At 34.8% G+C, this 25,286-nt stretch carries 15 protein-coding genes; all 15 read left to right on the forward strand.

From position 1 onward, the window contains the following. The first annotated feature begins 6 nt into the window (after positions 1-6). The 15 genes from Q4Q39_RS02100 to Q4Q39_RS02170 all read left to right on the forward strand — a co-directional run bounded on the left by Q4Q39_RS02100 (position 7) and on the right by Q4Q39_RS02170 (position 25,286). A complete protein-coding gene (locus Q4Q39_RS02100) occupies positions 7-1,827 on the forward strand; it encodes an arylsulfatase (RefSeq protein ID WP_303280706.1) in 1,821 nt (606 codons plus the stop codon). Positions 1,828-1,839: 12 nt separating this feature from the next. Next, positions 1,840-2,622 (forward strand): DUF6503 family protein, encoded by a 783-nt coding sequence (locus Q4Q39_RS02105; RefSeq protein WP_303280707.1) that lies wholly within the window; start codon positions 1,840-1,842, stop codon positions 2,620-2,622. A gap of 138 nt (positions 2,623-2,760) precedes the next feature. After that, positions 2,761-4,473, forward strand: a complete 1,713-nt coding sequence (locus Q4Q39_RS02110) for a glycoside hydrolase family protein (protein WP_303280708.1) — start codon at positions 2,761-2,763, stop codon at positions 4,471-4,473. A gap of 41 nt (positions 4,474-4,514) precedes the next feature. Then, positions 4,515-5,582 carry a twin-arginine translocation signal domain-containing protein gene (locus tag Q4Q39_RS02115; protein WP_303280709.1) on the forward strand — a complete coding sequence of 356 codons (1,068 nt, stop codon included), beginning with the start codon at positions 4,515-4,517 and terminating at the stop codon, positions 5,580-5,582. Positions 5,583-5,586: 4 nt separating this feature from the next. Further along, entirely contained in the window at positions 5,587-7,905 is a 2,319-nt protein-coding gene (locus tag Q4Q39_RS02120) for a PSD1 and planctomycete cytochrome C domain-containing protein (protein WP_303280710.1), read from the forward strand. Positions 7,906-7,916: 11 nt separating this feature from the next. Then, on the forward strand, positions 7,917-9,371 hold the full coding sequence (locus tag Q4Q39_RS02125; protein WP_303280711.1) for a DUF1501 domain-containing protein: 1,455 nt from the start codon (positions 7,917-7,919) through the stop codon (positions 9,369-9,371). Then, positions 9,372-11,486, forward strand: coding sequence for an FN3 associated domain-containing protein (locus tag Q4Q39_RS02130; protein ID WP_303280712.1), 2,115 nt, complete (start codon positions 9,372-9,374; stop codon positions 11,484-11,486). It abuts the gene before it with no gap. A 248-nt stretch (positions 11,487-11,734) separates the two neighbouring features. Further along, positions 11,735-13,246 carry a sulfatase family protein gene (locus tag Q4Q39_RS02135; RefSeq protein WP_303280713.1) on the forward strand — a complete coding sequence of 504 codons (1,512 nt, stop codon included), beginning with the start codon at positions 11,735-11,737 and terminating at the stop codon, positions 13,244-13,246. A gap of 7 nt (positions 13,247-13,253) precedes the next feature. Then, complete coding sequence (locus Q4Q39_RS02140) at positions 13,254-14,867, forward strand: sulfatase-like hydrolase/transferase (RefSeq protein ID WP_303280714.1); 1,614 nt, start codon at positions 13,254-13,256, stop codon at positions 14,865-14,867. Positions 14,868-14,884: 17 nt separating this feature from the next. Then, a complete protein-coding gene (locus tag Q4Q39_RS02145) occupies positions 14,885-16,396 on the forward strand; it encodes a sulfatase (RefSeq protein WP_303280715.1) in 1,512 nt (503 codons plus the stop codon). A 69-nt stretch (positions 16,397-16,465) separates the two neighbouring features. Beyond that, positions 16,466-17,626: a glycoside hydrolase family protein gene (locus Q4Q39_RS02150; RefSeq protein ID WP_303280716.1), complete on the forward strand. Its 1,161-nt coding sequence runs from the start codon at positions 16,466-16,468 to the stop codon at positions 17,624-17,626. An 18-nt stretch (positions 17,627-17,644) separates the two neighbouring features. Continuing rightward, positions 17,645-19,432 (forward strand): arylsulfatase, encoded by a 1,788-nt coding sequence (locus Q4Q39_RS02155; RefSeq protein ID WP_303280717.1) that lies wholly within the window; start codon positions 17,645-17,647, stop codon positions 19,430-19,432. Positions 19,433-19,473: 41 nt separating this feature from the next. Next, positions 19,474-20,895 (forward strand): glycoside hydrolase family protein, encoded by a 1,422-nt coding sequence (locus tag Q4Q39_RS02160; RefSeq protein WP_303280718.1) that lies wholly within the window; start codon positions 19,474-19,476, stop codon positions 20,893-20,895. A gap of 164 nt (positions 20,896-21,059) precedes the next feature. Next, complete coding sequence (locus Q4Q39_RS02165) at positions 21,060-23,768, forward strand: hypothetical protein (RefSeq protein ID WP_303280719.1); 2,709 nt, start codon at positions 21,060-21,062, stop codon at positions 23,766-23,768. Positions 23,769-23,780: 12 nt separating this feature from the next. Continuing rightward, positions 23,781-25,286 (forward strand): sulfatase-like hydrolase/transferase, encoded by a 1,506-nt coding sequence (locus Q4Q39_RS02170; protein WP_303280720.1) that lies wholly within the window; start codon positions 23,781-23,783, stop codon positions 25,284-25,286.

Here is a 25,286-nt window from a genome sequence, read left to right on the forward strand (position 1 = left end):
TAATCCATGAAGAAACGGGTCTGTATAATATTTATATTGGTGTTTGGTTTTCACGTTAATGCGCAGGAAAACAAGCCTAATGTTATTGTTATTCTAACAGACGACCAAGGTTATGGAGATATGTCTTGTCATGGGAATCCGTGGCTAAAAACACCAGAAACAGACAAGTTGCATGATGAATCGTTGCGATTAACAGATTTTCATGTAGACCCCACTTGCGCGCCCACAAGAGCAAGTTTAATGACGGGGCGCTATGCTACCCGAACAGGTGTTTGGCTAACCTACGGGAGTAGACATCATTTGCGAAAAGATGAAATTACCATGGCCGATGTTTTTAAATCCAATGGTTATAAAACTGCGATTTTCGGAAAATGGCATTTAGGCGATAATTATCCATTTAGACCTTCAGACCGAGGTTTTGATGAAGCCTTAATTCATGGTGGAGGCGTTATTGGTGAATCACCTGATTATTGGGATAACGATTATTACAATGATACGTATTTTAGAAATAATCAACCTGAAAAAGTTGAAGGCTACTGTACAGATGTGTGGTTCAACGAAACTCAAAAATTTATAAAGAGTAATGAAGAAAAACCGTTCTTTGTCTATTTAGCTACTAATGCGCCACATGGCCCGCTTCATGTGCCTATTAAATATGCAAAATCATATTTAGATAATCCGGAAACCAAGCCCAGAGCACGTTTTTATGGTATGATTGCGTCTATTGATGAGAATTTAGGAAAATTAAGGACTTTTTTAAAAGAGGAAGATTTAGATAGGAAAACCATCATTGTATATTTAAATGATAATGGTACTATTAAAGGTGCAAAGTTAGAACCTCGTGCACCAGGACAGCTTAATGGTTGGGCTGTTGAAGGCTATAATGCAGGGTTAAGAGGGATTAAAACGTCAAGATACGAAGGTGGGCATAAAGGAGCTTGTTTTATTCATTATCCTAATGGGAATATGGTAGGAGGAAAAGATGTGAATGGATTAAGTGCGCATTTAGATCTGTTGCCAACATTGATGGATGTGTGCGATTTAAAATATGAAAAAGACCCAAAATTTGATGGTATATCTTTATTAAAATATTTGAACAATCCAGAAGAAATCATCCATGATAGAATGTTGGTGGTGCATGACCAAGGGCGGTTTGGAAAACCTGTTGGAGATGGTTCGTTAATTAAAGGAAAAGATTATGCAGTAATGTATAACCAATGGCGATTGGTGCAAGGCAATGAACTGTATAATATCAAAGAAGACCCTTCCCAGAAAAATAATATAGCTGATAAACATCCTGAAATGGTAAAGCAATTACAAGACCATTATGAAGTTTGGTGGCAAGATGTAGCAAAACAAGCCAATGAATATTGTTCGTTTATTATTAATCCTGAAAAGCAAAAAGTTGTCACCATCAGTTCTCAAAATTTGTTAGGAGGGCAAGTTGCTTACAGTCAACGCGTAATTCGTTCGGCTAAAAATGTCAATGGTTATACCTATATAGATGTTGAGGTTCCTGGAACATATAAAATTTCCTTAGCACGGTGGGCTAGAGAATCGTATGTGAAAATAAATGATGTAGCAAAACCTTTTGTACTTGTTTTAGAAAAACACGATGCCAAAAAAATACTAACAAAAGCAATTCATGCCGTAAAAGCTAAGTTGCAAGTAGGTGACTTTAATGCTATCCAAAAGATAACAGGTGAAGAACAAGAAATTGTTTTCGAAGTAGATTTACCCAAGGGTGAGCAAAAAATTCAAACATGGTTTGAGTTAAAAAACGGAGAAACAATCACAAGTTATTACACATACATAGAGCAGATATAAAACTAAAAACATATGAAACATACAAGCGCTTTAATTATAGCTTTTTTACTGATCGTAGGCACTTCGGTAAATGCTCAAAAAATGGATGCAAAATCCAAAGAACTATTAGATAGATTAACAGAAGTAAATGGAGGTTATCAAACACTTTTAGACGCTAAAGATGTATATTTTAAATATTCGAGCGAAGGCAATGGTAAAAAAGAGAAGAACTCTATAGAGAAGCATATTTTTTCAGGAGAGCATTCTCTTTCTGAATATAAAGGTGCTTACAAAAAAGAAGAAGGCATTATTAAAAAAGCATTGGTAAATGGAGAAGGGATGTTATCTGTAAATGGTAAAGTCTTTACCGACAGAAAATCTAAAAATGCAGCAACATTCAATTCGAGGATTACTTTTTACTGGTTTGCCATGTCGTATAAGTTGTTTGATCCAAGTACCATATTCTCCTATTTAGGTAAGGAAATCTTAAAAGGTGTTGAACTTGATAAAGTAAAAATGGTATTCGATAATAGCAAGACTGAAAAAAAAGCCAATGATGAGTATCTATTGTACTTTAATCCAGAAACCCATTTGTTAGATGCCTTTGTGTTTTCAAAAACAGGAGGTGATGTTATAAAAGAGCCTAAGTCAAGAGTTTTTGTAACGTATGAAAGTATTGAGGGTGTTTTCGTTCCCGTAAAAAGAGATACCTATAAGTTAGATGAGAACAAACAATGGTGTAAAAAAGCAAAATTCATAATTAGTGATGTGAAGTTTAATAACGGTTACAAACCAGAAGACTTTATGCTCAAATAAGTTTTACAATAATTTCAAATATTATTGTCTTCGGTGTTTGTGTTTACGTAAAACTACATCAAATTAGCATAGCGCTACTTTATGATGTTTTTGAATATTTAAATTTGAGAGAATATATTTTTTAATTTAATCTTTACGATGCGCAATAGAATTTTATCAATATTTACCCTTTGTAGCTTATGTTTTTTCCTTAATATTCAAGCACAAGAGTATCAAAAAAAGAAAAGAATTCAGGTTGTAAATCGTGAAATACCAACCGAATGGGAAAACCTTATTTATGGAGCTCGCTTTTTAGATAGATTCTTACCAATGTCTAATTTAGGGGAAGTGAGTTATAATGTGTGGGGTACGAAAAAAGTAATACCAAGAAATATAAATAATGGTATTGAAGATCCTAAATGGTCATATTGGGGGGGTAATACAAAGTTGTATACTGATGGTAAATACCATTTATTTGTTTGTAGATGGCCCGAAAACATTAAAGAAGGGCATATGTATTGGCCAAATTCCACGGTAGTTCATGCTGTTTCAAGCAATTCAGAAGGCCCTTATAAAGTTGTTGATGAGGTTGGTCCTGGCCATAATCCAGAATGGTATGTCACCAAAACAGGTAAATATGTTATCTACGTAATAGATAAAAATAAGAGCCCAAACTACTATATCTCAGATAACATAAATGGCCCTTGGGAGTATAAGCAGTATGATTTTGATCTTAGAGACCGATTAGCAGATTCTAAACGTAAAAACTTCTTACACAATTTAACCTTTGCAAAGCGCGAAGATGGTAGTTTTTTAATGCTGAATAGGCAAGGGAGTTCCTGGTTTAGTAAAGATGGTTTGTCTACTTGGTACCGCGCTATGGATGATACCTCGTATCCTGTTTTTGAAGGTAAGTATGAAGATCCATTTGTTTGGAAAACCAACATTCAATACCATGCCATTGTAAATGATTGGAAAGGTAGGGTAGCATGGCACCTGCGTTCTAAAGACGGCATAAAGTGGGTAAGGGAAGATGGAGAAGCCTATCGACCAGGAATAGCAAAACGCTTTAATGGAACAAAAGAAGAGTGGTTTAAATATGAAAGAATAAAATTATTGCAAGATAAATATGGTAGGGCATATCAAGCCAATTTTGCAGTAATTGATACTCTAAAACATTTCGATTTAGGAAGCGATAGGCATAGTTCTAAACTTATTTGCATTCCTATGGAAAAAGGTAAATTAGTAGAGGTTTTAAATACAGTAAAAATTGATTCGAATACAGATGAAATAAAAGTTTTATTCAAATCAGAAGTGGGGTTTGATGCCATAAACGATGTCGATTTTAAATCCTTGGTTTTTGGAAATGCCGATCATGTGAATTACGGAAAAGGAGCAAGGTATAAAACACATATGATAAAGGGAAATGACGTTATCATCACATTTCAAGGTAACCATGGTTTAGCACAAGACAATTTTTCAGCTAAAATTTTAGGTAAAACAACCAAAGGGCAATTGCTTTTTGCATATGCTAGATTGCCAGAAGTTGTTTATGATGGAGCTATACTTTCTCCAAAACTACCTAATGTAATTTCAAAAAATAAGATAGAAATCGAAGTATCTAATTTTGGTATGGCAATTTCAGAAAAAGCGAATTTAAAGGTATTTAAATCAGGAACTGACTTTAAAGAACTAATAGGTGTTGTGAAAATTCCTAAATTAAAATCTTTTGAAACTAAACCTTTATGTATAAAAACGGTCTCAACTGTATTAGATTTAAAAAAGTATGATTTTGATGTAATAATAAATCAAGGTAAAGCAGACGAACAGATTTTTAAAGCTAAAAATTTCAGTAAGAAATTAACGAGATAATGCCTAATTTTATAAAGTTTGGGTAGCAAATAGAAATTAAGATGAAAAATTCCAGAAGAGATTTTATAAAAACTACTGCCTTGGCTAGTGCAGCTATAACAATACCAACCTATGGTTTTTCCATTATAAATAAACCAAGTTTAAGTAAACAGATTATTGGTCATGGCGATTTTAAATACCGCGTACATCAGCAATGGGGGAATTTAAACCCTGAAAATACACCTGTAAAGAACTGCCATGAAATGGTAATGGATTCTAAGGGTAGGTTAATTATGGTGACTGATGAAGTTAAAAATAATATCATTGTCTACGATAAATCAGGAAAGTTGCTTTCATCTTGGACACATAATATGAAATCTGCACATGGCTTAACGCTTTTTAAGGAAGGTGAAGATGATGTGTTGTTTATTACCGAACCTTTAACAGGGAAAATTATAAAAACAACTATTGACGGAAAAGTGATTATGGAATTGCCAAACCCTAAAGAAATAGGGGTTTACGATAAAGATAATCCAAGAGAGCGCTACAAACCAACAGAAACGGCTATAGCACCCAATGGCGATATTTATGTAGCGGATGGATATGGTTCAGATTGGGTTTTACAATTTAATAGCAATGGAGAATTCATTAGAAAGTTTGGTGGTAAAGGGTTTAACGATGATCAATTAAGTAATGCGCATGGCGTGGCTATAGATGATAGAGACCCAAATAACATTACGCTATTATGCACATCTAGAAAGCACAATGCTTTCAAACGATTTACGCTTGACGGTAAATATTTGGAAACTATTTATTTACCTGGAGCATTTGTGTGTCGCCCAGTAATTGATGGAGAGAATCTATACTCTGGTGTATGCTGGTCTAGATTAAAATATTTGGAACAAACACCAGATTCTGGCTTTGTAACTATTTTAGATAAAAAAAATAAGGTGGTTTCTAATCCTGGAGGAACCGCTCCAAAATACAAGAAAGGAAAATTAAAAATGATGGTTCAGGATACACCATTGTTTAATCATTGTCATGATGTTTGTGTGGATGAGGATAAAAACCTTTACGTATGTCAGTGGAATGCTAATAAATCTTATCCTATAAAATTAGAGCGTGTATAAACCTATGAAGAATCTATTAGTTATATGTTTGGTGGTTGCACTTTTAGTGTCTTGCAAAAAGGAAAGTAAATATGTTACGATTCCAGAAAAACCTGTGCCAGAATTGGTAAGTTATAATTTTGATGTGCGTCCAATTTTATCAGATAAATGCTTTAACTGTCACGGGCCGGATGCAAACAAAAGATTTGCCGATTTACGTTTAGATACACCAGATGGCGCTTATGCAACCTTAAAAGACAACAAGAATCAGTTTGTTATTGTGCCTCATAAACCCAAAGAATCTCAAGCATTTTTGCGTATTACGAGTAAAGACACCTCAGAAGTAATGCCGCCATTAGAGACAAATTTAAAGTTAACAGCTTACGAAAAAAAGGTCATCAAAAAATGGATTAAACAAGGAGCTACTTACGAAAAACATTGGGCATTCCAAACGGTTAAAAAACCTGAATTACCACAAATAGAACATACAGATTGGGTAAATAATGAGATTGATTATTTTGTACTGGAGAAACAAAAAGAGAACAGTTTAACTCCTAATAATCGCGCAGATAAATCCCGTTTATTGAAACGTGTATCTTTTGATATTACAGGGTTGCCACCAACAGTTGAAATGCAACAACGCTTTTTAGAAGATACTTCTCCAAATGCTTATGAGAAGATTATAGATGAATTATTAGCAAGCAAGCATTATGGCGAAAAAATGGCAAGCCATTGGATGGATGTATCACGTTATGCAGATTCTCATGGGTTTCAAGATGATGATTTAAGAACCATGTGGCCTTGGCGAGACTGGGTAATTCATGCCTTTAATGAAAATTATGGTTATGATACCTTTGTAACCTACCAGTTAGCTGGAGATTTAATGCCTGAAAGAAATGTGGAAACCTTATTAGCTACTGGGTTTAATAGAAATAATAAGGTAAACCAAGAAGCGGGAATTATAGTTGAAGAATTTAGAATTGAAGATGTAACCGATAGGACAAATACCTTCGGAAAAGCCTTTTTAGGATTAACTTACGAATGTGCCAAATGCCATGACCATAAATACGATCCTATTTCTCAAAAGGATTATTATAGTGCGTTCGCTTTTTTTGATAAAACACCTTATAAAAACTCCAACAAAAATAATAATGAAGGATTAAGGGCTACAGCAGAACCTCCGTATCTTTCTATCTCTGATGAAATAGTAGCAACTAAACTCCCATTTATCAATAAAGAGAGTGCAGTCAATGTTGATGTTATGGTTGTTGAAGAAGAGCAAGTTGATAGAACTACACATGTTTTAGAAAGAGGGGTGTACGATGCTAAAGGCGATATTGTGACTCCAGATACACCAGAAGCAATTTTGGCATTTGATAAAGCTAAGTATTCAGAAAACCGATTAGGATTGTCAAAATGGTTATTTGATGAAAAGAATCCGTTAACAAGCCGTGTTTTTGTAAATAGAGTTTGGCAAGAAATTTTCGGTAAGGGCATTGTAAAAACATCAGGAGATTTTGGAATGCAAGGCAACTTACCAACACATGTAGGTTTGCTTAATTGGCTATCAGCAGATCTTATGGAACACAATTGGGATATGAAACGTTTGGTAAAAACGATTGTAATGTCATCCACTTACCAGCAATCATCAGTCATCTCTCCAGAAAAATTGGCTTTAGATCCTGATAATAAATATTTGTCATGGTCGCCAAGGTTGAGGTTTACTTCAGAAATGGTTAGGGATCATGTATTAGCAAGTAGCGGCTTGCTAAACAATGAAATTGGAGGAAGAAGTATAAAAATATACCAACCTGATGGTTTGTGGGAAGCCTCCTCTTCGGGAAGAGGATTTTTGTCTACTTATGCGAGGGATACTGGAGATGATTTATATAAAAGAGGCTTGTATATTTTTACAAAACGTACATCTATGCCTCCTGTTCAAATGATTTTTGATGCTACAAGTAGAGATCAATGTGAAGTGCGACGACAATCAACAAGCACACCTTTACAAGCATTGATTGTATTAAATGACCCTACTATTTTAGAAGCATCAAGAGTATTTTCTCAACGTTTAAATGAAAAGTCTAATTCTGTTGAAGACAATATCGATTTTGCTTTTAAAAGTATCTTATGTAGAAATATTAAATCCGAAGAAAAAGCACTTTTAGTAAGCTATTATAAGGAGAAAGAAGTCTATTTTTCAAAAGCAATAGAGAAAGCCAATCAGTTTATCAATGTTGGTGAATATCCATTATTAAAAGATGGAGATTCAGTAAAAATAGCAGCGCTTATGCAAGTGATACATACCATTTACAATATGGAAGAAGCCATAGTTAAAAGTTAAAAACAGCACCAATGAAGAAAGAAGTTTTTGAGAACAATTTAAATATAAACAGAAGGCACTTTTTATCTAAAGCAGCATTAGGTTTGGGAGGTGTTGCACTAGGTTCGTTGTTAATGCCAGATTTATTAAAGGGAGCTTCTGATGCAAGTAATCAACTGCCTTTAGGGATGCGTCATTTTGCTTCAAAGGCTAAACGTATCATTTTTTTAGTGCAAAATGGAGCCCCATCTCAATTGGAAAGTTTTGATTATAAACCAAAACTTAACGAAATGTTTGGGCAGGATTTGCCAGCTTCAATACGAGGTGATCAAAGGCTAACTGGTATGACAGCAGACCAAACATCGTTTCCTTTGGTAGGCTCAAAATTTGGGTTCAAACAATATGGGCAATCAGGAGCTTGGGTAAGTGATTTGTTTCCAAACATAGCCAAAATCACAGACGATATTTGTATTGTAAAAAGTATGCATACCGATGCTATTAATCATGACCCTGCATTAACGTTTTTTCAAACTGGAGCGCAAGTTGGTAGTCGCCCAAGTATGGGGTCTTGGTTTAGTTATGGTTTGGGTAGTGAAAATAAAAATTTACCAGCTTACTGCGTGTTATTATCAAAAGGTAAGGGTAACGGGCAAGGTGTTTATTCCAAATTATGGTCTAACGGATTTTTAGATAGTACCCATCAAGGGGTGCAATTAAGTGCAAGTGAAGACCCTATTTTATATTTAAGCGACCCAAAAGGTCTGGATAGAGGTTTTAGACGAAATATGCTTAATAAATTGGGGGAATTGAATGAGATGTCCTATCAAGAATTTGGAGATCCTGAGATTCAATCAAAAATTAAGCAGTATGAAATGGCATTTAGGATGCAAACTGCAGTTCCAGAAATTACAGATGTTTCTAAAGAGCCAGACCATATTAAAAAAATGTACGGTAGCGATTGTATGATACCTGGTACCTATGCTGCGAATTGTTTATTGGCAAGAAAATTATCTGAGTCGGGTGTGCGTTTTGTGCAATTATACCATCAGGGTTGGGACCAACATAAAAATTTAGTAGGTGATATTCAGCATCAAGCTAAAGATGTAGATCAAGCTTCTGCAGCGTTAATTACAGATTTAAAACAAAGAGGTTTATTAGATGAAACACTTGTAATTTGGGGAGGCGAGTTTGGACGTACCAACTACTGCCAAGGAAAACTAACCAAAGACAATTATGGTAGAGACCATCACCCAAGATGCTTTAGTATTTTTATGGCGGGTGGAGGCATAAAAGCTGGAACTTCTTATGGTGAAACCGACGAATTAGGATATAATATCATCAAAAACCCAGTACACATTCACGATTTACATGCTACGATTATGCATTTAATGGGCTTAGACCACGAAAGATTAACCTATAAACATTTAGGAAGACGTTTTAGGTTGACTGATGTTCACGGTCATGTTGTTAAAGATATTATCACATAGATGAAGAAAATTACGAATATAACGATCAACATCGTTTTTTTTCTACACGTAGTATTAGCGTTTTTGTTGTTGTTTGAAGGGTATGTTGAAGTCCCTTTTTGGCTACAACCTTTAGGTAGAATGCATCCTTTGGTACTTCATTTTCCGGTAGCATTTATTGCGCTATTGGTATTAATGCAATTGTTTAAAAAGGCGATAGATGGTACATCATTCAATACCATTAATTGGTTTGTTTTGTTATTAACATCATTTACTACGGTAATAGCAACTATTATGGGGCTTGTGTTGTCCTTAGAAGGGTATGAGTCAGAGCTAATGACATGGCACAAATGGATGGGGGTTGCTATTAGTTTTGTAGTATTTACATTAATACTTATTTATAAATATCAAAAAGTTTACAAAGTACTTTTATTTGCATGTTTAATAGGCGTCACCTTTGCAGGACATTATGGAGCAGGTTTAACACACGGCACACATTTTATTACAGAGCCTCTTGTGGCGATGAATAAACCAAAAGTAAGCGAGAACACACCAATATATACTGGGTTTGTTCAACCTATTTTAGATGCAAAATGTGTGAGTTGTCATAACCCACAAAAGAAGAAAGGTGAGTTAGATTTAAGTACACTTGCAGGGGTTAAAAAAGGTGGAGAAAACGGCTCCGTCTGGTTAGCGCATCAACCTGATGAAAGTCTGTTTTTAAAGCGCGTATTTCTGCCAATTGAAGATAAAGAGCATATGCCGCCTGAAGGAAAACCACAACTTACAGATTCAGAAATTAAACTTATTCAAACATGGATTAAGCATGGTATAAATGATACCGTTTCGCTTGTTGGATTGCAAAAAACAGATACTTTACATCAGATAGTTAATAATAAATGGCTTAAGGAGGTTGGTGATAAAATTGTTCAGTATGATTTTGATTATGCCGATACAGATGTTGTTGAAGCATTGAATAATCCTTATACCACAGTAATTCAAAAATCCCATAAATCTCCAGCTATTGATGTTGCTATCTTTGGTAAAAAGTCTTTCAAACCAGAGTATATTTCAGATTTATCAAAAATAAAAGAGCAACTTGTCAGCCTTAATTTGTCAAATTTACCAGTTCAGGATTCACATTTAAACAATCTCTCAAGTTTTGAGAATTTAGAAGTTTTGATTCTAAATTCAACTCAAATAACAAACGATGTGGTAAAGCAATTGTTATCATGTAAAAAGTTGAAATCATTATCATTATCAGATACGAAAGTTGATGTTAAAATTAGCGATGACTTAAAAAAACTGGAAAGTTTGGAAGAACTGTACTTGTGGAATACCAACATGACAGAAGAGGATATTTCTTCACTTAGAGCAGCATTAAACGATGTAAATATAGTTGAAGGTTATATTAATGATACAAAAGAGGAAACAATTTTGGCGCCTCCAGTTTTAGTAGACGATAAAAATATTATCAATTCAGTTGAAAAAATAACGCTTAAACATAAAATGGCAGGAGTAGAGATGTATTATACTTTGGATGGCTCTAAACCTGATAAGAACTCGTTGTTGTATAAAGCGCCTTTTGAATTAAACTTAAACGGTAAAAAAAGCAAAACAATTAAAGCCAAAGCGTTTAAGAGTGGCTGGGAGCAAAGCAAGGAAGCAAAGTTTGTTTTTTATGACAAGGGGTTAAAACCTGTTGCTTTTGAAGTTGAATACCCTAATATTCATGCGGATTATATAGCGCATGCAAATCAAATTTTAGTAGATGAAGTAAAGCCAGAAAATAAAGTAAAATATTCGAAATTTTGGGCGGTATTTAAGGATAAGCCTCTAATAGCAATAGCCGATTTTGGAAATAATAATGTGGTGTTATCTGAAATCAATCTTAACATTAGTGTTAGGGGTAAGAAAATAAAAAAAAGCCCAATACAATTTATTGAAGTTTTGGGTAGTGATAACAAAACAGACTGGACATCTCTAGAAAAGAAAATATTTTTAAGATTGAATAAAGAAAAATTAAAATCATTAGAATTAGCAATACCAAAATCAAAATCTTACAGGTATTATAAAGTTTTTGTAAAGCATAATCCTAAGATAGAACTATTTGTAGGGCAAATTCTGTTTTACTAATTCTATACCACTTATCATCCTGAAAATCAATAGGTCTCTAAATGGCGTGTTTTAATTATTAAACTCTACAAAGGATGGTTTTTACAACCTTTCTTTTACTTAAAAGTACGTGTATTTTATTTATGAATACTTTGGTGTAGTATCATGGCGTTAAATTTGGTCATAGTAGTTAAACTTAAAGCCATTTTTGAAGTCTTATAACAAGAAAAATAAATTCCTTTTAAAAAACCGAAAACACTAGACTATTTATGAAAAACATATTTCAATTGCTTATCGTTTTGTTTGTATCTGTGAGTTGTAATGCTCAAAAACAACCAAATGTTATCATTATTTATGGAGATGATGTTGGGTACGGAGATGTAGGGGCTTATGGTTCAGAACTCATACCTACACCAAATATAGATAAACTGGCGGCAAATGGTTTGCGTTTTACAGATGGTCATTGTTCTGCAGCAACATGTACACCATCAAGATATTCAATGCTTACAGGAGTATATGCCTTTAGAAATGGGTTAAGTGTTTTGCCACCAAACGCCCCATTATCAATTTCAACAGACGCTTTTACATTGCCTAGTTTATTTAAAAGCGCAGGTTATCATACAGCAGTAATAGGGAAATGGCATTTAGGCTTAGGAGCAGAAGGTGTTGAAACAGATTGGAATGGAGAAGTAAAACCAGGGCCTTTAGAAATAGGTTTTGATAGTGCTTTTTTACTGCCGTCTACAAACGACCGTGTACCTTCTGTATATTTAGAAAATTATAAAGTGGTTAATTTAAGTGCTAATGACCCTTTATATGTTGCTAAAAAGAAGGCAAATTTAAAAGTTGATGGCAATACGGAGTATCCAGATGGAACAGTAAACCCTGAAGCTATGACGTATTATATGAATACGGGGCGAGGGCATAACAATACTGTGATAAACGGTATCGGTAGAATGGGATACATGTCTGGTGGAAAAAGTGCATTATGGAATGATGAAGGCATGACAGATGTATTTGTAAAAAGAGCAAAAAACTACATTAAACAACACAAAGACGAACCTTTCTTTTTGTATTATGCAGCACAAGACATTCATGTACCACGAGCACCACATAAACGTTTCCAAGGGAAAACAAAATTAGGGTACCGTGGTGATGCTATGGTTCAGTTTGACTGGTCTGTTGGAGAAATAATGAAGACCTTAGAAGCCCAAGGTCTATTAGAAAATACCATTGTTATATTTTCAAGTGATAACGGTCCTGTATACGATGATGGTTATAATGATGGTACTACTATTATGCAATCTTATGGAGAAATTGATAGAGGGCACGATGCTTCAGGAAAATACCGTGGAGGAAAATACCAAATCTACGAAGGAGGAACAAGAGTACCGTTTATTGTAAGTTGGCCAAGTCAAATCAAACCAGGCGTATCTGATGCTTTAGTTAATCAAGTGGATTTCATTGCGTCTTTTGCGCAATTATTGAATCAAAACATCCCAAATGGTAATGCGTCTGACAGTAGAAGTAGCATCAATGCATTTTTAGGGAAAGATACCAAGGGACATAGTTACACTATCGAAGAAGCACTAAGGCGTATTGCTATAAGAAAAGGAAACTGGAAATATATTATTGGCCCAACCAAAAATAACAAAAATGCGAAACCAGAGCTTTATAATTTAGAAACAGATCCTGGGGAGCAAAACAACATTATCAGGTTTCACCCAGATTTAGTTAAAGAGTTAGATGAACAACTTCAGAATATAATTAACAAATCTTAAAACGATAATGGGAAAGCTCGAATACTTAAAATCAATTAGTTTATTAATCCTATTACTATTCATTACTTCATGTGGTAATACCAAAGCAACGAATAACACAGAAATTTCAACGAATAAAAGCCCCAATAAAACAAACGTAATTTGGATTATTACTGATGAACACAATTTTCGAACCATTGGTGCTTATCGAGATCAATTAGCACAAGACCAAGCCTATCTCTGGGGGCCAGAGGCGTATGTAGAAACACCTCATTTAGATGGTTTAGCAAATAACGGTGTGATTTTTAACCGAATGTATTGTAGTGCTGCTGTTTGTACAGCTTCAAGAGCTTCTATGATGACAGGTATGTATCCTATGACTTTGGGGATTCCTAATAATTCAAACAAAAAGGGAGATGGAAAATATTTAAAATCTGATGTAACTACCATAGCCGATGTGTTAAGTGATGCTGGATATATGACAGGGTATGCTGGTAAATGGCATTTGGCAGAGAGCAGAACAGATAGAGGACTTGATAAAGATAAAAATTGGTGGTCACCATATCCAATAGATAATCCACAAGATACTTACGGTTGGCAAGATAAACGCTTTATGTTTAATGGAGGTCATGATAAGTGGATAGGAATAAATAAAAACGGAAAGCCATATAAAGCCAATCCAAGAGCTATAAAACCTTTAGGTGTTAATGATAAATATGGGCAACCTATATATACAGATGGAAAATCAGAAAATGTAAAGTTTACTACAGATTGGTTGGCCGATAAAACCATTGAATTTATTGATGAACACAAAGCACAACCATTCTTTTATATGGTAAGTATTCCAGATCCTCATACACCTGATTTTGTGCGTGCGCCTTACGATACCATGTATAAAGATGTAGAAGTACAATTGCCAGAAACTTATAATATGGCTCAAAAGGATAAGAAATCTAAGCTTCCTAAATGGCAAAAACCAGATGGTAAAACCAATAATGAGAAAAAAATGAAGGAAAGTATTCGTCAATATTTAGGAATGGTAAAGTGTATTGATGATAACATAGGGCGTATCATTCAAAAACTAAAGGATGAAGGTGTTTTTGAAAATACAATTATTATGTTTTCGTCAGATCATGGCGATTTACTTGGGGAGCATGGGCGTGTTAATAAAGGAACTATACATGAAGCTTCAGCAAAAATACCTTGCATTATAGCGCAGGGAGAAGCAGGAAATAATCCATTAGTTCCGCGTAATAAAGTGGTTAATCTCGCTGCAAATAATACCGATTGGATGCCTACATTCTTAAGTTTACTGAATATTGAATGTCCAAAAGTAGCAGGGAGGGATATTTCACCTATTTTAAGCGATCCTTCACCCATTGATTGGAAAGATATTACATATACGCGTCTTGGTCATTATGCTGCCATTACAACACGCTATAAATTACATTTAGCAGGCAAAGAAAAACCTTGGTTGTTTGATATTGAAGCAGACCCAAATGAACGTGTAAATTTTATTGACAATCCACAATACAAACAAATTGCAAAAGATTTAGCCCATGGTATTGAAGACTATATGACATTAGCAGGTGATCAAAATGAAAAAATTCAAGAGCATATAAACAAAATAGTGAAGAAATAAGATCTTAATTGATAATCATGAAAAATGTAATAAAACTTTTATCACTTTGTTTCCTTGTCTTAGGTGTACAAACCCATGCACAACAGCAAAAGGATATCAAAAAAATGAATATCCTTCTTATCATGGTAGACGATTTAAATACTATGGTAGGTGCTTTTGATGGTTCAGCTATTACACCAAATATTGATGCCTTGGCAAAAGAATCATTACAGTTTAATGAAGCTTATGCGGTCTCCCCTTCCTGTAATCCATCTAGGGCTGCAATGATGACAGGCTTAAGACCAGAAGTAACCAAAGTATACAATAATGGTATTCCTTTTAGAAGCACACCAGAATCTAAGAACTTAATCACTTTGCCGCAGTTATTGAAAGGAAACGGATATAACTCAATTATGGCAGGTAAGATATTCCATGGTAGAAGAAGAACAGAACCAAAACCAAGGCCAGAATCTGACCCCATTTCTTGGACATTTCAGGCAGGTATCGAAACGGGCAATTACACAGGAAAAAACTTTAAAAAGGAATTTTTAGATGAAAACAAAGTGCCATTATGGATTAGACGAGGTTTTGGTGTGCCAGATGAACAAGCCAAAAAAAGTATAAAAAGTACATGGAATTATGGGCCAACAGATGTTGATCCTTCAAATACATTAGATTTTAATACTGCCGAATTTGGTAGTGCATTCTTAAACAAAGACCTATCGCATCCAGAAGTAGCAAAAGCACCTAGAGTGGATGAAAAACCTTTCTTTTTAGCATTAGGTATTTTTCGTCCTCATATACCAATGATTGCTCCAAAGCAATTTTTTGATATGTATGAAACTCCAGAAAATAAGCACAGAATAGAACTTCCAAATTATCCAGCAGATGATTTAGATGATTTACCTAAATCTGCACCATCAGGCTTAAAATGGTTTTTAAAATACGTAAAACCATATCCCGAAGAGCATAAACGTTTAAGGCATGCCTATTTAGCTTCTACAACGTATGCAGATGCTGCGGTTGGAATAATTTTAGATGGTTTGAAAAAAAGTGGTTTAGAAGATAATACCATAATTGTTTTTATGGGAGATCATGGCTATCAATTAGGGATGAAAGAGCGTTTAGGAAAAGCAGTATTATGGCGAGGAAGTAGCAGAACGCCTATGTTAATTAAAGTTCCTGGAAAACCAATAGGAAAAGTGAATGAACCAGTTTCTATGATTGATATTTACCCAACATTAGTTGAAATGACAAGTGTAAAAGCACCTCATAAATTGGCAGGGGAGAGTTTAGTGCCATTCATCAATAATCCAAAAGCAAAACGGGATATTCCTGCCATAGTAACTTCTACATCTCCTAGGCAACATGTAAGTATTGTACAAGATCAATGGAATTACATTAACTATGTAAATGGAGATGAAGAATTGTATGATCACACAAATGATCCGCAAGAGTTGAATAATCTGTTATCACCGCAAAAGACGAATGCACATTTTAGGAAGGTAGCAGATGAATTGAAAAAACTCATTCCTAAAAATAGAACATAAATAATTAGCACATAGGTGTTTTCTTCTGTTTAAAAGAAGGATATCAACTATTTGAAATATAAACGTATCATGAACAAGTTATTAATTATAGTGTTATCATTTTTAGTCTTAATAGGATGTAAAAATGAAAATAAAAAAGGTGTTGTTCAAGTTGAGCATCAACAAGAAGAAAAGCAAAAATCATTGGTTGATTTTTTTTTACCAATGGAACCACAAGGGGAGTTGATTTCTGAAGGCATTTGGGGTGCAGAAAATGTTCTACCAAGAGATGTGAAAAATGGATTAGAAGATCCTAAACTAGAAAAATGGTGCTATTGGGATGGCAGAATTGTAAAAGACGATGCTGGGAAATATCATATGTATGCTAGCAAATGGAATCAGAGTTATAATCATAGTGATGGTTGGCACATAGGGTCAAAAGGCATGCACGCAGTATCAGATAACATTATGGGGCCTTATGAAGATAAAGGCTTAACATGGCCAAATTGGAAAGATGGTATAGGGCATAATGTTATTGGTTTAAGAATGCATGATGACCGTTATGCTGTTGTAACAAGTGAGCTAACACCTGGAGAAATTTTTGTGTCAGATAATCCCAATGGGCCATTTGAATTATTGGGACCAATAAAAGTGGAAGATCCTAATGGATTCGGAATGGGATTAGCAAGGTATTCAAACCCAGAACAACCTCATTATGGGAATATGTCTAACGTAAAAGTAATGCTTAGGCCTGATGGTAAATATATGATTATAGCACGCTCTACAGCGCCTATGATTAGTGAAAATGGCATTTTAGGACCCTATAAAATTATGGGAGATCGTATTTATAAAAAATATCCAAATCTACCTCAGACTAGAAATGAAGACCCAACAATTTGGCATAGTGGCGGTTTGTATCATATCGTGTACAACCATTGGCCTACAAAAACATCGCATCATTTTACATCCAAAGACGGTATCAAAGATTGGGTTTATAGAGGGATTGCCTTTAAAAAAGGAGAGTCTAAAATCTTTAAATATACAGATGGTACCATTAACGATTGGCAATTTATAGAAAGGCCTACAGCTTATGTTGAAGATGGTCATGTGACACACTTCATATTTTCAGTAATTGATGTTAAAAAAGGACAAGATAGAGGCAACGACAATCACGCAAGTAAGATAGTTGTAGTGCCATTTGATGGTGAAGCATTTGATAAATATATGCAAGACCTAGTATCAGTAGAATAAGATATTATAAATCATGCAATGAAAAAAAGGATACTCTTAATTAGCCTTTTGGTTTTTATAAGTCATAATATATTGGCGCAAAAAGAAAAACCTAATGTCATAGTCATCATGACCGATGATCAAGGTTATGGAGATATCGCTGCACATGGAAATCCGATTATAAAAACGCCAAATCTTGATAGGCTACATGCGGAAAGCGCTAGGTTTACAGACTTTCATGTTAATTCGTTTTGCGCACCAACACGAGCAGCCTTAATGACAGGACGTTTATCTGATAGAACCCACGTACGTACAACGATCAACCTTAGAAATCATTTGCATATTGATGAGACAACCATGGCAGAATATTTTAAGGCATCTGGTTATCAAACAGCTTTGTTTGGAAAGTGGCATCTTGGAGGAAACTATCCTTACCGACCTATAGATAAAGGTTTTGATCAGTGGGTGGGGCATGGAGATGGTGGAGTTGGAACTTCTAGTGATTACTGGGGAAATGACAGAATGAATGATCACTATCAGAGAAATGGGGAATGGGAACCTTTTAAAGGGTTTTCCTCCGATATATTTTTCAAAGAAACCATGAATTTTGTGAAGCAAAACAAAGATAAGCCGTTCTTTGTGTACTTGGCTACCAATGTGCCTCATGACCCATGGAATGTATTAAAAGAGTGGAGAAAAATATATGATGATGAGGATAGGCTAAATGAGGATGAAAAGGACTTTTATGCTACCATTACCCACTTTGATGAAAACCTTGGACAATTGAGAAAATTTCTTAAACAACAAGGCTTAGATGAAAACACCATTCTTCTTTTTATGACCGACAACGGAACGGCAAAAGGTGAGCGGATTTACAATGCTGAAATGAAAGGCAAAAAGGGATCTCAATATGAAGGTGGGCATAGGGTGCCATTGTTTGTACATTGGCCTAAAGGCAAGTTAAATAAAGGTAGAGATGTGAATGGTTTTGCACTTCATGTTGATATTCTTCCAACACTTATAGAACTATGTGATTTAGAAAAACCTAAAACAGCAAATTTGCCATTTGATGGTGAAAGTTTATCAGGTTTTTTATATGATAAGCCTGTAAATGAGAATAATAAAACCTTGATTTTGCATTCTCAAAATGTTAGGGAAGTCCCTCAGAAAGGATTGAATAGTTTGGTGGCAACATCCCAATGGCGATGGATAAAAGGAAAGGAATTATATGACATTAAAAAAGATCCGTCGCAAGAGAATAATGTCGCCAATTTATATCCAGAGGTAGTAAAAGCATTAACAAAAAAGTATAATGAATATTGGGATGAAGTGAAGCCAGGTTATGTGCCTTATCCTAGAGTTGTTATTGGCCATAAAGACGACAGAGAAGTCTGGTTAACACCTGATGCTATGGTACATGATCATGCAAGACAAAAAACAGCCATGCAAAGCTATGTGCTTCAAAAGAAAATAAGCGCTGGTTTTTGGCCTATTGAAGTCGAAAAAAAAGGAACCTATACTTTTGAAGTAACCAGATGGCCAAAGGAACTAAACCATCCCATGATAGAGAGATTACCAGCAGTAACTTCAGGAGATATATTGGATAAAGGAAAACCAGTTATGATGCCCGAAGGAGAAGCTATTCCAATAGTTAAAGTAAGGTTGCGTGCTGGGGATACTGAGAAAGAGGTGGAAATAAAAAAAACAGATACCAAAGCCGTTTTTACATTACCACTAGAAAAAGGGCCTAATTTAGTAAGAGCTTGGTTTATTAGTGAAGACAATAAAGAAATGGGCGCAACCTATATTTATATTTCTAGAGATTAACTAATTAAAAATATTAATAAAATCAGAACAATAGAATGAAGATGAAAAAAATTATCCAATTATCCCTAATGGCTCTTGTTTCAATTGCAAATAGTCAGCAACCAAAAGAAGGAGGTTCAAATTGGAAAATACAAACCCAGAAAGAATGGGAGGCATCATCAGATACAGCAAAAAATATCTCCTTTAAAAACGAACAGGCTTTATCAGATAGTTTGGTGAGTTCGTATAAAAGTATTGTCAAAAAGTACAAAAAAAAGAAAAAGGCAAGATCTATTGTATTCAAACAATCTGCCGCATGGGATAACTGGAAAGAGATTCCCACTTTGGCCGGTGATGAAATAGATAATGCTCAGGTTTTTATACCCGTTAAGCCAGGAGATTATTATTTGTTAGGAACCTACAAAGCGTATCAGTCTACAAGATTACCTGATAGAACTTGGAAAAAAAGTAAATACAATGTAGATGATAGTCAAAAAGGCTATCACGCATGGCATAGTACAGATATGAAAAACTGGAAACACTATGGTCCAGTGACTAATCTTAGAGCTAAATGGGTAACAACGGCAGAATATGTAGATGGGAAATTTTATATCTATTATGATTTTCCAAATGATCAAGATCCGCACTTAATTATTGATGAAGATTTAAAAGATGGTAAAATGGGGAAAGATATGGGGATGGTTTTTCCTGATCCTAGTCATGGATCAGATTGTTCTATTTTAAGAGATGAAGACGGACTGTTTCACTTAATTTATGAAAATTGGGATCCTATTGATGCAAGAGCGCATTCTTTTGATTCTCCTTTGGCAGGACATGCAGTAAGTAAGGATGGAATACATGATTTTAAAATTATGCCTACACCTGCCGTTGACCATAGAACAACACCAACAGGTAAGTATGGTGGGTTTAAACACAGTAGCGATAAAAAGCCATTACAATACGAGATTCATACACCAGAGCAAAATGCTTATGGAGATTGGACAAATATTAAAATTGGAGACCGCTATTATTTATTCTGTGACTACGATCCTGTAGGTGAAGGAATCAAGTTGGGGTATTTTAGTAGTGATGATATCAATAAGCAGTTTGTTTTTGGAGGAAGTTTAGGGAAAGGACACCCAGACCCTACTATTGGGTTTGCAGAAGGGAAATTCTATTTAATTCAACAAAGAGGAGAAGTAGATTTTATAAGTTCTGGGCCTTGGGTAGAAGGCGTGGAAGCAAGAGTAGGGGTCGATACAACCGGAAATGGCGAAATAAATGAATGGACAAAGTGGCAAGAAATAAAAGAGGAATACAAGCAAAAGCCTGGTTTTGTAAGGATTATCGATAAGAAACCTGCTTCTATAGATTTAACTGATTTGCCTAGTGGTTATGGTTTTAGTTTTGAATACAGAACCCAAAAAATAGATGAACTAGATACCAAGGTAATTATGGATGAGGTAAAGTTATTATTCAAATAAAGTGAGTTTGAATAAAACGCTTTTAACTATTGATGTTTTTTAAAGTTAAAATATGTCAATAGTTGATAGTCAAAAGTAAAAATCATTTTAGTATCATAATTAAACTAAATACTAGAATTGTTGTCTTATGTTTAAACTACAACTAAAAAAATAATTAGAACTCAATGAAAATCAAATTATCATTCACTTTAGTAATTCTGTCTTTATGCAATTTCACATGTACAGCAAATGATGAAAGCCCTAAAAAACCTAAAGATTTTATAACTAGCATATCAAGCATTAGAAAGGTAGTGAGTACCCAAATAGGTAATGAGCCTGCTTTGTTTATTTCAGGATTAACTGGTGAAGTAGGGTGTTATACCACCAGTGGTAAAGAGCTCTGGAGAACAAGTACACCAAATAATAATGCACTTGTTTTTGATATTGAAGCCGAAGATATTAACGGAGATAATCAAGATGAATATATCGCAGTTTCAGCCGACGGTTATGTACATTGCTGGGATAGTACGGGAAAAACGCTTTGGAATTTTAGACCTGAAGTTAAAGTCCGTTTAAGTCAAGTTGAAGTTATAAAGACCGATGAAGGCGCATTTGTATTTGTAGGGGGAAATAATAATCGTCTTTACAAATTAGATAATAAAGGTGCTTTGGTTTCTGCTAATGAAATCAAAGGAGTTATGGCAAGAATGGAAGCAGGTAATTTTGTAGATAAAAACACCAATTCATTGTTTGTAATGACCTATACCCATGATAAAACAGGATATTCTTATGGTGCTTTTTTAGATCCTATAAGTGGAGAAGAATTAAAAGAATTCAAAACCACCAAATTGCCTAAAGATTATAAATCTCTTATGGTTACAGATGTTAAAGTTAGTGACGTAAATAAAGATGGAAGAGATGATGTCTTAATTTTTGGAACTACGAGACAATTCTTTCCAGCATTTTATGCCATTGATGGTGACGGAAACAATTTTGTAAAATTCACACCGACTACTAAAGAAGAAAAACAAGGCGCCAAGTACATTTATGCCCATGCTATTGGAGAATCATTAACTCCTATAAAGGATGAAATTATCATGCGCCATGGACGTATCGTTTTTAAAGTAGATACCAAAGGGAAATTGATAGAAAGAACATCAACCAAAGAAAAGAAAGAACGTTTTGCGGTAAACTCAATAGTCTTAGAGAAAGAAAGTAAAACACTTTTTGTAGCAGGAGAAGTTGATGGCGGAAATGCAGTTTATGCATTAGATATTAACTCAAATGAAGGATGGCAAAGAAACCCTCCTTCAATAGGAAGAGTACCTGAAGTCAGGAAAAACATCAAGGAGTTATACAAACAGGTGATGTCTTTTGAATTACCATCTTATCAAACCAAAGAGAAAGACCCATGGGTAATGGTGTATAGATCCAAGTTAGATCCGAAAATAAAGGATTTAAAGGGGGCAAATCTTACTATTATTCCTAGAATGGAATCTTGGAGGCAGAAATATGATCGATCAGAAATCATAGCAGCTGTTGGAGAAGAATATGGAAGTAAGAGAGATAGAAGGGGAGATTATGTAAATGAAGAAGCATATTTCTTGGATAGAGCTAGAACGTTTGAAAAAAACAAAGAGCCTTTTGTGATTTGGGCGGGGCATGGAAGCGATCCTTTTTATACAGATATCAATACCTTAGAAAAGATTTTAAAAGTTGCACCTACAACGTGTCATGGTTTCGTATTTGCAGAAATGGCAAAGACAGAAGATCCTCGTTCTCATTACTATGTAAATACCATTATGCCAAGACTGGCCAAAGCGTGTAGAGAACATGGTTTTGCAAAATTATATTACAGATATAAACAAACATTTTGGGCTACAGATGTACAGTTAGAACCATGGCGAACATTGTTTTTGTCTAAAAAATACAAAGATATCGTAGTGCCTTGTACAGAAGATACCAATTCGTATACGCAAGATTTGAACTTAGCAGGAAGAGTCGGTATGATGATGGGAGGGTATGTTGATAATTTTGGAATGCGTATAGTAGGAGATAATGTAACGGGATGGAGACCTTTTGCTCCTGGCGGACAAAGATTACCATCGTGTTTTGTTAGAAGTGGTGTCATGCGTGCTATTTATGGAGCTAAGCATGGGGTTATTTCTGGAAATTTTGATTTAGAAGATGATTTAGAGCTCAACCTATTATTTGCGCTCATGGGCTCGGGAGTTTTGCCTCAAGCAAATCAGGATAATATTGAATCTATAGGATCATGGCATGTGATTGATGGACTTAACGAAAAATTTACGGAAAAAGAACACTCAGGGCATGATGTAGATAATTATGGAAAAGAAGATGAAGAAGCTGTATTATCTGTAACACAAGTACATTGGGCTGGATCTAGTGTGCCGGAATATGATTTTTCTAAGGCTTTAGGTGTAGATTACAGATGGTTAAATTTTGTTCCAGAATTACCAAATGGGATGATACCAATTGCTCCTGGAGAAAGTGAAGTTTCTTTAAAAGAGAATAATACACCTTATATCAAGAGTGATGTAAGTTATGGTATAGTGAATGGAGAACGTTTAGAACCAAAGGAATTTGGTGCTATATTGATGGAAACTGCTAAAAAAGGAGCAGATAATTTATTAATCAATGTAAAAGGGGCTGCGTGGAGTGCTATTAGATTAGATGAAAGTCATATTCGTGTTATATTACTTGATCAAGGGTACTTAGACCCTCAAGAGAGAAATGCAGTCATTACATTCAATAAAAAACAGCCTACATCTGCAAAAGATATTTTATCAGGTAAGCCATTAAAGGTTGAAGAAAACCAAGTAAAACTTACTGTGCCTGCAGGTGCTATGAAATTTATAGATATAACATATTAAATTAAATAACACATGAAAATTAAATCATTATTATATATACTATTAGTAGTAAGTGTATATGCTAGTCCATCTTGTTTTGCTCAAAAAGACAAAGCAAATATTCTGATCATTGTAACAGATGAGCATAATTTTAGAACACTTGGTGTTTATAAAGAGTTGTTCCTAGAGCAAGGAAAAACTGAATTGGCAAATCCTTGGGGAGAAGTACCGGGGTTTAGTACACCAAATTTAGATAGAATAGGACATGAAGGAGCAGTATTAACAAGTATGTATGCTTCTACACCTTCTTGTGCACCTTGTAGAAGTTCTATGTTTACCGGGAATTACCCACATACGGCAGGAGTTCCTAAAAACGGGTTTGCATTATCACCTGATGCATTGACAATTGCTAAAGTATTAAATAAGTCAGGATATGAAACCGGATATTGTGGTAAATGGCACTTGCAAGAAGGAAATCCAGAACCAGGTTGGGCACCCGATGCTGACGTTCATGGATTTAAGCACAACAGATACATGTTTAATACAGGCCACTGGAAAAAGCTAGAAATGGAAGCTGATGGAGTAACGCCTAAAGTAGGAGGAAAAGGTAGGAGAGCAGTACAGGTTTCTGATGAAAAGACTTATACTACGGATTATTTAACGGATAGAACGCTAGAGTTTATAGATGAGAATGGAGATAAACCTTTTGCTTGGGTATTGAGTTTTCCAGATCCTCATACACCGGATGTTGTTAGAGAGCCTTATGGTAGTATGTATAAACCAGAGGATGTAAAAGTTCCAGCGACCTGGACTACTACTGGGATGAGAGATGAGTCATACCCATATTGGATTAGAGAAAAACAAAGAATTCCAGAAGACAAAACACCGCAACAATATGTTAAGAGTGTTGCTGCTTATCATGGAGCTGTAAAATGTATTGATGATAATATCGGTAGAATTTTAGCCAAATTAGAAGAGAAAAACATTTTAGACAATACCATTATCGTATTTTCATCTGATCATGGAGATATGTTAGGAGAGTACGGACACGAAAATAAAGGAACACCTTATGAAGGGTCAGGAAGGATACCATTTGTAATAAGATATCCAAAGAAAATCAAAGCAGGAACAATCATTCATGAAGCTGCGAATGCAACAGACTGGATGGATACATTGATTACACTTAGTGGAATAGATCAAAAGGATTATAATGCTTCTAAAAATCAAGGAAGAGATTTGACCCCGCTATTGACAGGGACTCAAAAAGATTGGGAAGATATCACTTTTGTAAGATTTCAAAACTGGGCTTCAGCGATTACTGATCGATATAAATTAATTTATGATACAACCGCTGAACCGTGGTTGATAGACTTAGAAATAGATCCAGAAGAAAGTACAAATTATTTCAATTCTAAGGATCACAAAGAGATAGTAAAACAATTATCTAAAAAACTTCTAGAATATGGAAAATGGACGAAAGATGACATCGTATTAAAACCATTTATTCAAGAACGTTTAGAGAAAGCTATTAAAGGGTAG

The organism is Flavivirga amylovorans, assembly GCF_030540875.1.
GTDB lineage: Bacteria > Bacteroidota > Bacteroidia > Flavobacteriales > Flavobacteriaceae > Flavivirga > Flavivirga amylovorans.